The organism is Enterovibrio nigricans DSM 22720 (assembly GCF_900167155.1).
In the GTDB taxonomy this organism is placed as follows: Bacteria; Pseudomonadota; Gammaproteobacteria; order Enterobacterales; family Vibrionaceae; genus Enterovibrio; species Enterovibrio nigricans.
This window is the reverse complement of sequence record NZ_FUXU01000056.1, coordinates 14,204-30,244: the sequence shown is the minus strand read 5'-3', so window position 1 is coordinate 30,244 and position 16,041 is coordinate 14,204. Positions and strand designations below refer to the sequence as shown.

Genomic DNA, 16,041 nt, shown 5'->3' with positions numbered 1-16,041 from the left:
CACGAAAGAGTACTGTCCAATCTCTTTCCTACTCTCGTGCCTTTTGGCCACAGCGTATTAACCACTTCCGCTGATCCTCGTATAACGCACCTTACATGGATTCACTTACGTTCATCATACCGACACCCTAGCACTTACCCGATTTGTGGTTATCAGGAGGAACGTCCTCTCACGATTCCATTCCCGTCCCATGATTTACTGGACTTCGTTACATTGTCGGATCCGCTGCTTTATTCAGGATCCTAGGGTCATCTGGTGATACAGATGGTTCACTCTTATCGCGGTGAACAGCGCTTCATACGACTTCAGGTCGCACACACATTACCGTGTTATGACAAAGCGTTCCCGTGAAGAGTTCATAAAACAGTCAACCTTAGCGGCGGAAATGTTAATTCTGTCCCATGTTTCGCTTTATCGATGCCGTTCGGTGCAATCTTTAAGAAAGCGATTGCATATTAATCAGTGGGGCTGGTGAGGGATGGCCATAAAAAAGGCCGCATAGCGGCCTTTTTTGTCTAAGCGAGAAGGTTAAACAACGTTCGATTTCTCGGCGATGAGTTTATCCACAACGCTTGGGTCGGCAAGGGTTGACGTATCACCCAAGGTTCCTGTGTCGCCCGTTGCAATCTTACGTAGAATACGACGCATGATCTTACCCGAGCGCGTCTTAGGCAGCGCATCCGTCCAATGAATGAAATCTGGCGTCGCGATAGGACCGATTTCTTTACGTACCCAATTTTTCACTTCTTTGGTTAGCTCCGCACTTGGTACTTCACCTGCATTCAGCGTGATATAAGCGTAGATAGCCTGACCTTTGATGTCGTGAGGAACGCCCACGATTGCGGCCTCAGCAATTTTGTCAAACGCCACCAGTGCAGATTCTATTTCCGCTGTACCCATGCGGTGGCCGGATACGTTCAGTACGTCATCCACTCGACCTGTGATCCAGTAATAACCGTCTTCGTCACGGCGTGCACCGTCACCGGTGAAGTACATGCCTTTAAAGGTTGAGAAGTAGGTTTGCTCAAAACGCTCATGGTCGCCATTTACGGTACGCATTTGGCCAGGCCAAGAATCCAGCATCACTAGATTACCTTCCGCTGCGCCTTCGACGATATTACCCATGTTGTCGACCAGCGCAGGTTGCACTCCAAAGAACGGACGGGTTGCTGAACCTGGTTTCAGGGCTGTCGCTCCTGGCAATGGCGTGATCAGAATGCCGCCTGTTTCAGTTTGCCACCAGGTATCAACGATTGGACATTTGCTGTCGCCAATCGTCTTGTAATACCACTCCCATGCTTCTGGGTTGATTGGTTCACCGACCGACCCCATGACACGCAGTGAATCACGTCGAGTGCCTTCTACCGCTTCATTGCCCTTCGCCATCAGTGCACGAATGGCCGTAGGTGCGGTGTAGAGAATGTTAACCTGATGCTTGTCGACTACCTCACTCATACGTGCAGTGGATGGGTAGTTTGGTACACCTTCAAACAGAATGGTCTTTGCGCCGTTTGCCAATGGTCCGTAGATCAAATAGCTGTGACCCGTGATCCAACCGACGTCTGCTGTACACCAGAAGACTTCGTCTTCTTGATAGTCGAAGACATACTTGAACGTCATGGTCGCGTAAACAAGGTATCCACCCGTGGTGTGAAGTACACCTTTTGGCGTACCTGTAGAACCAGAGGTGTAGAGAATAAACAGTGGATCTTCCGCGTTCATTTCTTCTGGCTCACAGTTGTCAGACACAACCGCGGTGGCTTCATGCCACCAGACGTCACGTCCTGAAACCCATTCGATATTGTTGCCTGTGCGTTGATAAACAACGACTTTCTCAACGGAAGAAACAGAAGGATTAGCTAGTGCAGCATCGACGTTTTGTTTCAGTGGAACGGCACGGCCGCCACGTACACCCTCGTCTGCGGTGATAACGACCTTAGCGTTTGAGTCAACGATACGGCCCGCCAGCGCTTCGGGTGAGAATCCACCAAACACGATAGTGTGAACAGCACCAATGCGGGTACATGCTAGCATTGCGATAGCGGCTTCCATAACCATGGGCATGTACAGACATACAACGTCGCCTTTACGCACGCCTTGGCCTTTCAAAGCATTGGCAAACTTACACACTTCAATGTGCAGTTCGTTATAGGTGAGTGTCTTATCGTCAGACGGGTCGTCACCTTCCCAGATCAGTGCGACTTGTTCACCTTTGGTCTCCAGATGACGGTCAATACAGTTTACAGAGACGTTCAATGTGCCGTCTTCAAACCATTTGATGTCAACATGGCCGGTGTCAAAAGAAGTGTTCTTCACCTTGGTAAAAGGTTTGATCCAATCTACGATCTTGCCGTGCTCACGCCAGAACCCTTCAGGGTTAACGACAGACTGTTGGTACATCTCGCGATAGTTGTCGTTGTTTACGTGGGCTTTTGCTTCAATTTCCGGCATGACCGGGTGCAGGTGAACCTCACTCATTCTCTTTCTCCTTGTGTTCCTGCGTTGTGCTTTTGAGCACATCTATTATTCTGATAGCAGTACTTTATACGGGGTACGGTAATCCGATTACATCCTAATAAGGTCGGACAGTTGGGGTTTCTCGACAATTAGACTTTAGGATGACACTTACGATTTCTCTGAGAATTGTGAACCCACACAACTGTTCTCGTGGTGTGGCTCGCAATTAGATGAAAGCTAATGCCGACTGCTTAGTAATAAATGGGAATTGGGACATCACCATATTTTAAACGGACGTATATCAGTGCCGCGCTGATGGCATCCTGAAGTGCATCATGTCGTCCAGACAGTGGTAAATCCAAGTGGTGTCCTATCGCCTCCATACTCAAATCATAGTAGGCATTTGGCAGAGCTTGTTCTAAACGCTTGCGATACATATTGCTGACTTCAATTTCAGCGTTAGGCAGTTTGAATCCCAGCAGTCGTTTGGTGTATCTGCTGAGGACGGTTTTATCGTAATGGATGTAGTAGCCAACAATGGGGCGATTTCCAATGTAATCAATAAGACGCAGCATGGCGTCTTTCTCCTCAATGCCATTGACCAAATCCTGATGGCGAATACCGTGCACTTTGATGGACTGTGCATTTAACGACGTCGGGGCACGTAGCGACAGAAGTAAAGGCTCACTGGTCACAAGCGTGTTTCCGCGAATTTTGATTGCAGCAATACTCACTAACTCCGCTTTGTCGGGATCGAGGCTCGTGGTTTCACAATCCAACGCAACAAGTTCGTCATCGGATGGCTTATTGAACAGCGGCGCGTAGGAGGTTTGGCGGTATTTGTAGCGATACCAGTAGCGTGACAGCGGGTTCATATTAATCCCTCACTTGGTAATGCGCGGCAAGACGCTCTTTAAACTTTTTCACGACAGACAGGCAATCACGCAGCAAATCTCTTTCACTGCGTGAGAGGCGGGAGACATTCAATTGGTTACTGCCATGGCTGTCGTTGTCTAATTGCTGTTGTAGCCGCGTTTTCACAAAGAGTTTTAATGCTTCGGCCAAGTTGCTCGCGGTCTCTTCATCTAGCGCGTTGCATTGGGTGAGGGCGATTAGTCGCTCAAAGGTATTGGTTTCTTCTAGTCCGTTTTCCAGTGCAAGCGTCCGTACGCCATGAACTAAGGGAAAAATGCCGCCTTTTTTGACATCTAACCCTTCTTTTTCCGTTTTTAGGCTACCAAACAAGGTCAGAGGTACCTGAAACGCCAGGCAAGGGCGGACAAAGGTATTTAATGTGAGCCTGTTGCCAGTGAGCGTCTCCCTCAAGCGCAGTAAGACTGGGGCTAACAATGCTTTGTTTCCGGCCACTGCTTTGCTGTCTGCAATAATGGCAAGATCCATAAGGCTTCGTTCGTCCGAGATGCTACAAAGCGAGCTGATGGTTGATTTCCAATCAGCTTGAGACTTGACCCAGCGAGGGTTATTGACCATAACCCCCCCTTTGCAAGGTGGATAGCCTAAGCGATTCAATACTTCACTGAACCGATTCATGTAATGCGCTATGTCTGGCCAGTGCACCCCATCAGCAAGCACTAAGCCATTATCTTGGTCAGTTTTTAATATCTGCTCGCCGCGCCCTTCAGAGCCCATCACAAATAAGCAGCATGTAGATTGAAAAGTGTCTGGCATGGTCAGTTGAAAGGCTTTTTCAATGATCTGCTCATTAATGGTAGAGATGAGCTCCATGACAAACGGAGTGTGAATGCCATTGTTGGTGAGGGTCGCGACCAGTTGCTGCTGATTGTTGGCGGCAAGGGCCAATTCTTCGATGGTATGGGCGCGGTTGATCTGTAAGGTGAGTACGTGAGAGTGGGTAGAAAAAAGACTAAGGACCTGCGTCATGTCGAGCATGCCGACGGTGTCACCGTTTTTCGTCACTCTTACTCGTTTTACACGGTCACGGGTCATCAGGATCATGACATTGAAAAGGTACTCGCCAATTTCCACGCTGATCACTGGTGAGGTGGCGATATCGCCAACCGGGTCGGCTAAGGATTTGCCATCTTCTACTAGCGCGTGCAACAGGTTCGTGCGGGTAATGATACCTATTCGGTGATCGTCGCTTTCAAGTGCAACCAAGGCGCAGTCTTGTCGCAGTTTTCTCAATAGATGGGTCGCGTCGTGAATGGATGTTTGATGTGCAATGGTCTGAATCGGCTGAATGTTGCTTTCGTCGACTTCTGTGAGAATGAATTCTGCCAGATTTTGCTGTTGCTGCGCTTTTTCCATCAGGCGTTTACGCTGGCTGAAACTGGTACTGAAATAGTCAGAAAATGCGGAGTTCTCATGGTAGAGCGTCATGAAAACCTGCTTAGGGAGCACATAACACAAGGTATCTTCGACGGCGCGATATCGATGATGCGCAAGCCCTGTAATCAGTGCGTTGGCATCAAATAGATCATCTTTTATGTATTGTGCTTGCACTTCTTTAGTGTCTGGCTGGCTTTCCTGAATTCGACCTTTAATAACCACGAACAATGCTTCATTCGCTTCGCCTTTTTCGATGATCATATCGCCACGACGAAAGTAGGCCACATCTAAAGATGATGTCAGTAGCTTCGCTTGTTGCGTGTTAAGACGGTCAAAAGGTGGCGAGGAGAGGTCAAGGGGTTCAGGCATAGGTATTTCCTTTACAGAAGTACACAGAGTAACGTCAATGTCATCATTCAGTGTGTCTTAGCACGCTACGCCGCGCCAGCATACTTTAGTCTATGAAAATGGACATGAGTGAGGGTGATTTTGGCGTAAACCGTGCTGTATGTTTGCCCGTTTCGCTGTCAAAATAGCCGGTACTTTTTCAGTGTTTTTCTAGGGTGCAATCCGTTGAACATGTTTCGTCCCTCTCCCTTTTCGTGGTTATCGATTTATTACGGGACATTTTTCTTTGCCTACGGTGTTTACTTACCATTTTGGTCGGTTTGGCTCGCCTATATGGGGCTGTCTGCGGATGATATCGGGATAGTTATTGGTGCCGGTGTCATGACGCGTTTTGTTATGAACTTGGCTGTAACACCGCGCTTTCATTTACCGACCCATTTGTTGCCCGCCCTTCGTGCTATTTCTTTTGTCGGTGCCCTGTTCGGTTTTTTACATTTAGCGGCGACCCCAGATTTGCTATGGCTGACGGTGTTGTCGGTATTAATTAACTGTTCAATCGGGCCGTCTGTCCCGATTTCGGATGCTTTAGCGAATCACTACAATCAGCGTAACTTGCTCGATTACGGCAAAACTCGCTTGTGGGGGTCGCTGGCGTTTGTCTTAGGCTCGACCGTGACAGGACGTGTCGCGGAGCATTTCGGTCCTCAATCAATTATTGTGCTTGCGGCTGTCGGGTTGTTAGCCACGGGGTTCTGGACGCTGCTATCACCAAGTGTATTGCCGCTCAATGACACTGCCAGCCAACCGGTGCGCCCGAAACTCTCTGTGGTCATTAAATCGAAAGAAGTGCTGACCTTTGTGCTATTGGTGTCTTTAATCCAAGGGAGTCATGCCGCGTATTACGCATTTAGCTCGGTGCATTGGATTAAATCGGGTATTTCAGATTCAACCGTTGGTTACCTATGGAGCATTGGCGTGGTGGTGGAAGTGACCATGTTCGCTTTCAGTCGCCGTTTGTTCGGTCATTGGGCTGTACAGTCACTGTTCCGCCTTGCAGCGCTTGCGGTTATTGTTCGCTGGGGATTGACTGGGTGGTCGACTGACGTGGGTGTGTTGGTGTTTGCGCAATCACTTCACGGTGTGACGTTCGGTCTCGCTCATATCGCGGCGATGCGCTATATCCAGCATCAACCGTCAGATAAGCTAATGGCAATGCAGGCGCTGTACAACGCCATCCCGCTGGGGGCAGCAATGGCCATTCTTACAATGGTCAGTGGCATGCTTTATTCATGGCTCCAAGGAGATGCTTTCTATGTGATGGCTGCACTCGGTATACCGGCTTTGTTTCTGACTTTGCCGAAGAATCAGGAGCAGAATGTGGGTGTTAGTGCGAAATCTGAGGAAACAGCGCAAAGGGAGTAGAGAGATCCATCACGACGCGAGGGCGTGGCGTTGTTGTCATTTGAGTGACGTGGTAAACAAGCATTTGAAACGTCAACGTACCTCGCGTTAGGTGCATGTCAGGGAAGGACTTATGTCGGTAGGATGGATAGTGGTGCCGGTGGCACTGGCGTATCTGGGCGTTCTGTTTCTCATCGCTTGGTATGGGGATAATCGCCCACGATGGCTTAGTGGTTGGCGACCTTGGATCTATAGCCTGTCGATAGCCGTCTATTGTACGTCCTGGACGTTTTTCGGCACGGTAGGACAGGCGTCGAGTCAACCCTGGTCCTTTTTACCCATCTACCTCGCACCCATTCTTGTTTTCACCATTGGCTGGCGATTTCTCGCCCGTATCATTCTCATCGCGAAACGCGAACACATTACCTCCATTGCTGACTTTATTGCGGCGCGATATGGAAAGTCGCAAGGGTTAGCTGTGATGGTAACCATCATCGCTGTGCTCGGTATTCTGCCTTATATCGCATTACAGCTTCGTGGTATCACCATGGGGCTGGATGTGATTGCCCCTAACATTGGCAAAGAAGCGGGACTGAATCAGGGACAGATAGCTTGGTTAGTGTGTGTGTCGCTTGCCATGTTTACTGTCTTGTTTGGCACGCGGCACATTGATTCGACCGAGCACCATAGAGGCATGATGATGGCGGTAGCCTTTGAGTCTATCGTCAAGCTGGTGGCGTTTTTGGTCGTTGGTATTTTTGCGGTGTCACTACTTTGGAATGCGCCCGTGCCATTGCCCTCGCTGAAGGAAGCCAATGTGGTTGGCCCGCCACAGTGGGGCTCGCTTTTCGTACACACCATACTGACAATGGCGGCAATCATTTGTTTGCCACGCCAGTTTCATACCATGGTGGTGGAAAACGCCCGTGCGCAGGATTTGCATACGGCACGTTGGGTGTTTCCCATTTATCTACTCCTGATGGGGATGTTTGTTTTGCCTTTGGCATACGCCGGACAAGTGTTTTTGCCGGGGGCGTCAGCCGATACCCATGTGATCCAATTGCCCTTAGCGATGGGCAGTGAAGGGATCGCGCTATTTGCATTTTTAGGCGGTGCTTCAGCAGCAAGTGGCATGGTGATTGTGTCTACCATCGCCCTTGCCATCATGGTTTCTAACGATTTGGTTTTGCCGCAGCTTCTGCGTCGTATGCGTATTTCCAACCGTAATTTCACCCAATTCTCTGGTTTACTGCTCAATGTGCGTCGTGCGCTGATTTTCCTCTTGTTGATTGCCGCGTGGGGTTTCTATCAGCTCATACTCGAAGTGCCTTCACTGTCCGCCATCGGTTTTCTGTCATTCGCAGCTATTGCGCAGTTTGCTCCGCCCTTAGTTGCGGGCATTTATTGGCGACAGGCGAATAAGAAAGGGGTTTATGCAGGTTTGTTCTCGGGGTTTGTTGTTTGGCTGATGACGCTGATGATGCAAACAGGCATGCTTGCAGGCGATGCCAGCAGCAACTTGATGCTGTGGATCCTAACGCCCCCCGATGTGCCTTTCTTCCGCTCACTCAGTGCGGTGGATTGGGGGATGGCATTGAGCTTAATGGTCAACACAGCGTGTTTTGTGGTGGTCTCAATGGCAACACGACCATCCTTGAGTGAGCGTTTACAAGCTGCAAGTTTTGTTGGTACGCCTTTGCCTGAAGGAGATGATTCTAGCCTCTACCAAAGTCGGGTAACGGTGGCGGAGCTTGAAATGTTGGCTGCCCGTTTTGTCGGGCGTACCCGCATGCGACAAACCTTTCGTATGTTTGCCGAACAACGCGGCGAAGTTCTACTGCCGCAGCAACAAGCCAGTGCCGCCTTGATCCGCCATACCGAGCGTGTGCTGGCAGGCGTATTTGGTGCCTCTTCCGCCAAACTGGTTTTGACGTCAGCCCTGCAAGGGCGAAACATGCAGTTGGAAGAAATTGCCACCATTGTGGATGAAGCTTCGGAGCTGTTCGATTTCAGCCGTGGCTTGTTACAAGGTGCAATTGAGCATATCAGTCAGGGTATCTCGGTGGTTGATAAACAGCTTCGGCTGGTGGCGTGGAACCAGCGCTATGTGGAACTCTTTAAGTTTCCGCCCGATCTGATCCAAGTGGGGCGTCCGATTGCCGATGTGGTGCGCTACAACGCGGAGCGCGGACTATGTGGGCCGGGCGATATCGATGTGCACATAGAAAAACGCGTGTCTTTTTTAAGGCAAGGTTCGCCGCACACATCGTCGCGTGTTCACCCCGATGGGCGAGTGATTGAAGTGCAGGGTAACCCGATGCCAGGCGGCGGATTCGTTATGAGTTTTACCGACATCACCGCGTTTCGTGATGCAGAAGAAGCCTTAAAGCAATCCAATGAAACCTTGGAGGCCCGTGTTATTGAACGTACCCAAGAGCTTGAAACACTGAATCGACGATTATTCTCCGCCACGGCCAAGGCTGAACAAGCGTCGCAATCAAAAAGTCGATTACTGGCTGCGGTCAGTCACGATTTGATGCAGCCAATGAATGCCGCGCGTTTATTTGCGTCTTCTCTTAATGAAATGGCGCAAGATAAAGACGTGCAGAAAATGTCCTCGCACATTGAAAGTGCATTAGGGGCGGCGGAAGATTTGATCGGTGATTTGCTCGATATCTCTCGCCTAGAGTCGGGGAAAATGAAAGCGAAAGTGAGTGACTTTTCATTGGATGACGTGTTTTCAACACTTGCAGCGGAATTTGGCATGATAGCCAAGGAACAAGGAGTGGACTTTCGTGTTCAGCCGACGGGCATTCGTATTCGTTCCGACAAACGACTGCTTCGCAGGGTTCTGCAGAATTTCCTCACTAATGCCTTTCGTTACAACCCGAAAGGGCGTGTACTACTCGGGGCACGCAGAAAGGGCAACAAATGCCGAATTGAAGTCTGGGATAATGGCCCGGGAATTCCAGAAGATCGCCAACAGGACATTTTCAATGAATTTACCCGCATAGATCGCAAAGGCGCAGAACTGGGGCTTGGACTTGGGCTTGCGATTGCCCGAGGGATCAGTCGCATTTTGACACAACCGCTGGGGTTGCGATCTTGGCCAGAGGAAGGGACGATATTTTCCATCACCGCTCACCGAGCAACGGTCATGCCTCTACAAGGAGACACGCGCGTTGAAGATGAAGCGTCGATAAAAAATGCCGAACCTTTGGCTGGGGTGCATGTGCTTTGTGTGGATAATGAAAAGGACATCCTGACTGGGATGGAAAGCCTCTTGACGCGCTGGGGTTGTCAGGTCGAGGTGGCGGAAGACATGGAACAAGTTGTAGGTTTGCTTGAGCGTGGTTGGCGTCCTACTGTCATACTCAGTGATTATCATTTGGCGCCGTCATTAACCGGGTTAGATATTTTACAGCGGTGTCGAGAGTTGCTGGGTGATGATTTTATCGGCGCGATTATTACAGCCGACCGAACGCCTGAAACTCGACTTATGATCCGAGAGCGAGGATTTAGTTACATCGCTAAACCGGTTAAACCTATAAAACTAAGGGCGTTGCTTCAGCAGGGGTAAATTGATCATGGAAGCTTTTTCGATACCACGATTAGACACAGAGGCTGGGTTGATTCGAGCGGAAGGTTTGTGGGATCCACTAACCGCAGACATACAGTTTACGGAGCTGGCCATGATGGGTACGGATGGTTGGATGGATGTCAGTTTTTGGTTGACCGAACAAGAGCATGAGACAAGAGTGGCAGCGGTGCTCAAAGCTGCCAAACTCTATCTCGTGTAAAGAAAAACAGGATTGGTGCTTTACTGACTTTGCTGCTCTTCGGTAAAGAAAGTTTTGTATTCCACAAACGTGGTTGGTGCTTCACCGTAGTACAGTGTCCCTTGAGATTTCACCACAAGCTGGAGTCTACTTTCTTCTGTTGTTGGTGCGGGCAGATCGACCATCCATTCCTTACCTGACGCGTTGTTTTTTTCCATATTGATGGGAGATCCCGCCTGTTCTTGGTTTTGCATCAGACTGATCTTTGCGCCTTCAAGTGGGAAATCCGACGTCAATTTGAGGATAACAGCGTTCTCTGTCAGAGTTTCTGAGCGCAGCTCGATTTTGAAATCACCATTTACCATTGCACATAGTCCGCTGGTGTAACGACAATTTGAACGCGCGGCGAGTTTGTAGGTCTCTCCTTCTTTGGCTGCTAATGGTTTTTCACTGACCGCAAGGTCGATTCCAAAATACGCGATGATGGCCAATATTGGCGCTACGATCATCGCTAAAATCACATGCTTGTTTTTAAACATAATTATAGGCGTAGTACGCTTCCATCCTTGGGCTTACAGCTAAACAATACCCTAGCTGAGAGATAAAAAAAGCCCCGTGGCGGGGCTTTTTAGCGGTTACGTGACGCTTAGCAAAGCCAACATCTTATTAGTGCGACTGAGCGTCACCTGCACCTGTAGGTACACGTACGTGCTCAACCAAGTCTTTCACTTCTTGTGGCGTTTCTTCGGTTACACGAGAAACCAGGTAAGCAACACCAAAGTTGAACAAGGCACCGATTGCGCCAAAGGCATTTGGCTCAATACCGAAGAACCAGTTGCTACCCCAATCTTGCAGGAATTTCCAATCTGCAACAAACAGGATGCCTTTGTGTTGGAACACATAGAACAAGGTAACACTGATACCAGCAATCATACCGGCGATTGCACCTTCCTTATTGATGGTCTTCGAGAAGATACCCATCATGAGCGCTGGGAAGATGGAGGATGCAGCCAAGCCGAAGGCGAGAGCCACCGTTCCTGCGGCGAACCCGGGTGGATTGAGGCCGAGATAACCAGCAAGACCTATCGCGACTGCCATCGCTATCCGGCTGGCAAGTAACTCGTTCTTCTCAGAAATGCTTGGACGTAATACCCCTTTGAGCAAATCATGAGATACCGCAGAGGATATCGCCAATAGTAGACCTGCGGCTGTCGAGAGTGCGGCTGCAAGCCCCCCAGCAGCAACCAGCGCGATGACCCAATTTGGCAGTTTCGCAATTTCAGGGTTCGCAAGAACCATGATATCGCGGTCAACTTTCAGTTCGTTCGTCGCAGAGTCTGATGTGTACTGGATTTTTCCGTCGTTGTTCTTGTCATCAAAGCCAAGTAGGCCGGTTTTTTCCCAGTTCTTGAACCAGTCAGGACGTTCATCGTAAGCGAGATTCTGGCCTGAGGCAGGATTAACGGTATCCATAAGGTTCAAGCGAGCCATTGCAGCAACAGCGGGTGCTGTGGTGTACAAAATCGCAATAAAGAACAGTGCCCAACCCGCGGATGTACGCGCATCACGCACTTTGGGTACGGTGAAGAAACGGATGATAACGTGAGGAAGACCCGCAGTACCGATCATCAAAGACATGGTGTACACAAACATGTTGAGTGTGTCGCCACGTACTGATGTCGTGTACTCGGTAAAGCCAAGCTCTGTCACCACCTGATCAAGCCGATCGAGCAAGTATTGGTCTGTGCCTGTCATGGTCCCGCCAAGGCCAAGCTGTGGCAGAGGGTTACCCGTCAGTTGCAGAGAGATAAATACCGCTGGGATAGTGTATGCCAAGATTAGTACACAGTACTGTGCGATCTGGGTATACGTGATCCCTTTCATACCACCCATTACGGCGTATAAGAATACGATCGTCATACCAATATAAAGGCCAGTGTCGTAGTCCACTTCGAGGAAGCGACCAAAGGCAACACCCACCCCTTTCATCTGACCGATAACGTAGGTAATAGAAGCGATGATCAGACATATTACAGCTACAACACGGGCAGTATTGGAGTAGAAGCGCTCACCAACGAACTCTGGTACGGTGAATTTACCAAATTTACGCAGATAAGGTGCAAGTAGCAGAGCCAATAAAACATAGCCACCAGTCCAACCCATCAGGAATACGGAGCCGCCGTATCCCATGAAGGCAATAAGACCAGCCATTGAGATGAAAGATGCTGCAGACATCCAGTCGGCAGCGGTCGCCATGCCGTTAGCGATAGGGTGCACACCACCGCCTGCGACATAGAATTCCTTGGTTGATCCTGCTCGTGCCCAGATAGCGATACCGATATACAGGACGAATGTAAAGCCTACGACGAGGTAGGTAATCGTTTTAAGATCCATCTTCCTTTCCCCTTATTCGTCGTCTACGCCAAATTCGCGGTCAAGCTTTCGCATTTGACGCGCGTAAACGAAAATAATGCCGAGGAAGACGTAAATTGAGCCTTGCTGGGCAAACCAAAAACCAAGTTTGTAGCCACCGATCTGAATGGTATTCAGAGCGTCTACAAACAGGATTCCACAACCGAAAGATACGACAAACCAAATAGACATCAGGATGACCATTAATTTGAGGTTTTTGTTCCAGTAGGCCTGTGACTGTTCCTTTGTTTCGAACGCCATTGCCATCTTCTTATCAGACACGTTAACGGATTGTTACGCTCTGACAGTAGCAGTCTTACGTCAAGGAAACACTGCAACTTTAGTCGATTGGGGTTTTAGTATAAATGCTGCCAACTCAGTGTTTTATGTGACGGTATACAATTAATTGGGCTGTTAATGGAATGTTAAGTTAGCCAAAGGTCTAATAACCTTTAGGCTAAGGTGAAAAGCGCACGACGATAGAGTGCAAGAGATTTTTTGCAACGAGTGCAATGCGTCATTCAAAACAGGTAAGACAGTGTATTTTTAGGATTAGTGGTGCATCGTTCGGTGGGGTTATCTAGAGAAGAATAAAAACGATTTTTATGAATTTGAATCGATCTGCTGCAGCAAGATTACCGCCTGAGTTCGGTTTTTCACGCCTAACTTTCTGAAAATAGCCGTCATATGCGCTTTGATGGTGGCTTCTGATACTGCTAATTCATAAGCAATTTGCTTGTTAAGGAGGCCGTCAGACAGCATGTTTAACACTTTGTGTTGTTGTGGGGTCAACGACGCGATTTTTTCTAGCAAGGTTTCTTCTTCACTGGCTTCGCTGAAATCGATGTCTGCAGGGAAACAAGGTTCGCCTTCAAGGATTGTATTGAGAGAGTTCACAAGCTCACGCATATCACTAGATTTGGGTATAAAGCCAACCGCGCCATTATTTTTGACTTGGCGAACGACAGATGCTTCTTCACTGGCAGACACAACCACAATAGGCAGTTCAGGGTATTGCGCGCGAAGTTGGACTAGACCGGACATACCGTTAGCGCCGGGCATTTTTAAATCCAGCAACAGGAGATCGATATCAGCTTCTTTCTCAAGCAGCGCTTTGAGGCTGTCGAGAGAGTCAGCTTCTAACAGATTGGCACCACTAATCGCCATATGCACGGATTGAAACAGTGCATTGCGAAACAACGGATGATCATCAGCGATGACAATGGTGTAGTGAGCGTCCATAGCGAATTCGTTAATACCTCTTTAACAAAAACGCTAACACTCAGCGGTGGATTGATCAATTTGCATAAGCGGGAAGTAAGAGCTTGATCCCCCGCCATTTGTGGGCAATGTCGGGGGGATCAAGTTTGTTTGCAATTAGCCTTCAGATTTAATCAACTGATTTTGTTCAAGATGCTTGAGGAATGGGTTGGCTTTCATAAAACCGGTCAGCCTTGCTGCTGGAAGTGGCTCGCCGTTGGCATCCCAAAAGTCCAACGTTGGAAGCCCCAGCACGTTGAGTGACATGAGAAGCTTGATGTCTTGAGGGCGGTTTGCCGTGACATCTGCTTGAAGTAATACGAACCTTTGTAGCTCTGGGGCGACGTTTGCATTGTGGAAGGTATATTTTTCAAACTCTTTACATGCCACACACCAGTCCGCGTAGAAATCTAGCATGACGGGCTTTCCCGCTTCTTTTGCGGCGGCTAGCTCGCGGTTTAATTCGTCGATTGTTGATATCTTGATGAAGTCTACCGAGGGCACCTCTGCTTTCGCGCTGGTGGTAAACAGGGCGTTATAGCTATAAACCGCGCCTCCGCTCAAGCCCAGTATCGCGATGATGCCCAAAGCACTGGCAAGTTTGCCTGGCTGGAGTGTACGGCTGATATGATACAGCCAGCCGAGAGATACCAGCATCCACGCTGCCCATAGCCAAACACTGATTGTTTCTGGAAGCAGACGTTCGAGCAGGAAGATAGGCGCGGCCAGCAGAATTAAACCAAAGAAGGTTTTCACGCGATCCATCCAGGCCCCTGCTTTTGGCAAAAGCTTGTTTCCGAACATGGCCGCCAAGATCAGCGGAATGCCCATTCCCACAGCGAGTGCGTAAAGCGTGACAGCTCCTGTCAGCAGGTCGCCACTTTGTGCAACGTACAGTAATGCACCTGAAAGGGGGGCGGTTGTACACGGAGAACAGATTAAACCGGAGATGGCACCCATGGCGAAAACACCAAGGTTACTGCCGCCTTTTTGCTGGTTACTCATTTCACTCAGTTTGGTTTGAAGGCTGGCAGGTAATTGCAGGCTAAACACGCCAAACATCGACATTGCGAGCAGTACAAACAGCCCGCTCAACCCGATCAGTACATATGGATGTTGGAACGCGGCCTGAAATTGAAGCCCCGCGGATGCGACCACCAAACCCAACAAGGTATAGGTGAGCGCCATACCTTGCACGTAAAGCAATGAGAGCCGAAACGTCTGGCCGTGGGTTTTCTTGCCGCCACCCAACACAATCCCGGTCAGGATGGGGTACATGGGCAACACACAAGGGGTGAAAGCAAGGCCAATGCCGAGACCCAAAAACAGCAGAGGTTGCCACCAATTTTCGCTCAGGCTGCCTACCTCTGTTTGTGAGCGATTGTCTGTCTGTGTTGATTTGCTTGTAGTGATTGACGCGGCTTGGCGTTGTTCATTGGCGGCTGCAGGTGTTGCTTTGTTTGGCGCCTCTCCAGAATCAGATGCTGCGCCAGAGATTGCGTATAACGGTACTGTGATTGACTCTGGTGGGTAGCAGAATCCAGCTTCGGCGCAGCCTTGATAAGTCACGGTAAGCGAGGCGTTGTCTGTCGATTTCAGTAAAGGAACCGTGACGGTCAGAGGCTGTTTGTAGATGGAGACTTCACCAAAGAATTCGTCGTGATAAGGCTGGCCATGACGCATCTCCAGTGCCCCGACTTGAGCATCTGCACTTGGGGCGACGTTGATTTTGTCTTGATAAAGGTAGTACCCAGGTAAGACCTGCCAGTCTAGGTACACCCTGTTGCCTTGCTGCGTGAAGTTAAAGGGAAAAGCCTGATCAACAGGCACGAATGCGGGGGCATTTCCTACCTGAGATGCGGAGCTATTGAACAGCGAAAACTCAGCTTTCGCAGGGAGAGCACTACACAGTGCCAGCGCAAAAATCGCGAATAATCGTGTGCCTATTGTCGACATAGCCTTCTTCAAATTGGTTTATACAAAGCGTTAACGGAACTATATCATTGAGACCGGAGTAGCCCGAAATCGTTTCCCGAAGAATACAAAAAAGCAGAAAAAGAAAAGGGCTCGCGTT

The 16,041-nt window shown here is 49.3% G+C and carries 12 protein-coding genes; 4 read left to right on the top strand and 8 right to left on the bottom strand.

Annotated elements, in window-relative coordinates:
• A partial coding sequence (locus B5D35_RS24585) for a hypothetical protein (RefSeq protein ID WP_212567549.1) occupies positions 1-246 on the top strand: 246 nt, incomplete at its 5' end.
• 282 nt (positions 247-528) lie between these two features.
• On the opposite strand, the gene acs is transcribed toward B5D35_RS24585, so the two are convergent.
• The 3 genes from acs to B5D35_RS16835 all read right to left on the bottom strand — a co-directional run bounded on the left by acs (position 529) and on the right by B5D35_RS16835 (position 5,136).
• Positions 529-2,478, bottom strand: a complete 1,950-nt coding sequence (gene acs, locus B5D35_RS16845) for an acetate--CoA ligase (protein ID WP_078753700.1) — start codon at positions 2,476-2,478, stop codon at positions 529-531.
• 230 nt (positions 2,479-2,708) lie between these two features.
• Complete coding sequence (locus B5D35_RS16840) at positions 2,709-3,332, bottom strand: 3'-5' exonuclease (protein WP_078753699.1); 624 nt, start codon at positions 3,330-3,332, stop codon at positions 2,709-2,711.
• Between the two features lies 1 nt (position 3,333).
• Positions 3,334-5,136 (bottom strand): DUF294 nucleotidyltransferase-like domain-containing protein, encoded by a 1,803-nt coding sequence (locus B5D35_RS16835; RefSeq protein ID WP_078753698.1) that lies wholly within the window; start codon positions 5,134-5,136, stop codon positions 3,334-3,336.
• Between the two features lie 204 nt (positions 5,137-5,340).
• Here B5D35_RS16835 and B5D35_RS16830 point away from each other — a divergent pair, with 204 nt between their 5' ends.
• From B5D35_RS16830 to B5D35_RS16820, 3 genes are all read left to right on the top strand, one after another.
• Complete coding sequence (locus B5D35_RS16830) at positions 5,341-6,537, top strand: 3-phenylpropionate MFS transporter (RefSeq protein ID WP_244556640.1); 1,197 nt, start codon at positions 5,341-5,343, stop codon at positions 6,535-6,537.
• Between the two features lie 112 nt (positions 6,538-6,649).
• Positions 6,650-10,096, top strand: a complete 3,447-nt coding sequence (locus tag B5D35_RS16825) for a hybrid sensor histidine kinase/response regulator (protein WP_078753696.1) — start codon at positions 6,650-6,652, stop codon at positions 10,094-10,096.
• 7 nt (positions 10,097-10,103) lie between these two features.
• Entirely contained in the window at positions 10,104-10,316 is a 213-nt protein-coding gene (locus B5D35_RS16820) for a hypothetical protein (RefSeq protein ID WP_078753695.1), read from the top strand.
• A 20-nt stretch (positions 10,317-10,336) separates the two neighbouring features.
• Here the strand turns inward: B5D35_RS16820 and B5D35_RS16815 are convergent, their stop codons facing one another.
• The 5 genes from B5D35_RS16815 to B5D35_RS16795 form a co-directional block, all read right to left on the bottom strand.
• Positions 10,337-10,834, bottom strand: coding sequence for a hypothetical protein (locus tag B5D35_RS16815; protein WP_078753694.1), 498 nt, complete (start codon positions 10,832-10,834; stop codon positions 10,337-10,339).
• Positions 10,835-10,961: 127 nt separating this feature from the next.
• A complete protein-coding gene (locus B5D35_RS16810) occupies positions 10,962-12,689 on the bottom strand; it encodes a sodium:solute symporter family protein (RefSeq protein WP_078753693.1) in 1,728 nt (575 codons plus the stop codon).
• Positions 12,690-12,701: 12 nt separating this feature from the next.
• Complete coding sequence (locus tag B5D35_RS16805) at positions 12,702-12,968, bottom strand: DUF4212 domain-containing protein (RefSeq protein WP_078753692.1); 267 nt, start codon at positions 12,966-12,968, stop codon at positions 12,702-12,704.
• A gap of 342 nt (positions 12,969-13,310) precedes the next feature.
• Positions 13,311-13,949, bottom strand: coding sequence for a response regulator transcription factor (locus B5D35_RS16800; protein WP_078753691.1), 639 nt, complete (start codon positions 13,947-13,949; stop codon positions 13,311-13,313).
• A 135-nt stretch (positions 13,950-14,084) separates the two neighbouring features.
• Positions 14,085-15,923, bottom strand: a complete 1,839-nt coding sequence (locus tag B5D35_RS16795) for a protein-disulfide reductase DsbD (RefSeq protein ID WP_078753690.1) — start codon at positions 15,921-15,923, stop codon at positions 14,085-14,087.
• Positions 15,924-16,041 lie beyond the last annotated feature (118 nt).

Bases quoted from the DNA above. Each gene is read 5' to 3' on its own strand.
- acs (WP_078753700.1), bottom strand. From the start codon at position 2,478: ATGAGTGAGGTTCACCTGCACCCGGTCATGCCGGAAATTGAAGCAAAA.
- B5D35_RS16835 (WP_078753698.1), bottom strand. From the start codon at position 5,136: ATGCCTGAACCCCTTGACCTCTCCTCGCCACCTTTTGACCGTCTTAAC.
- B5D35_RS16800 (WP_078753691.1), bottom strand. From the start codon at position 13,949: ATGGACGCTCACTACACCATTGTCATCGCTGATGATCATCCGTTGTTT.
- B5D35_RS16820 (WP_078753695.1), top strand. From the start codon at position 10,104: ATGGAAGCTTTTTCGATACCACGATTAGACACAGAGGCTGGGTTGATT.
- B5D35_RS16795 (WP_078753690.1), bottom strand. From the start codon at position 15,923: ATGTCGACAATAGGCACACGATTATTCGCGATTTTTGCGCTGGCACTG.
- B5D35_RS16815 (WP_078753694.1), bottom strand. From the start codon at position 10,834: ATGTTTAAAAACAAGCATGTGATTTTAGCGATGATCGTAGCGCCAATA.
- B5D35_RS16805 (WP_078753692.1), bottom strand. From the start codon at position 12,968: ATGGCGTTCGAAACAAAGGAACAGTCACAGGCCTACTGGAACAAAAAC.
- B5D35_RS16825 (WP_078753696.1), top strand. From the start codon at position 6,650: ATGTCGGTAGGATGGATAGTGGTGCCGGTGGCACTGGCGTATCTGGGC.
- B5D35_RS16810 (WP_078753693.1), bottom strand. From the start codon at position 12,689: ATGGATCTTAAAACGATTACCTACCTCGTCGTAGGCTTTACATTCGTC.
- B5D35_RS16840 (WP_078753699.1), bottom strand. From the start codon at position 3,332: ATGAACCCGCTGTCACGCTACTGGTATCGCTACAAATACCGCCAAACC.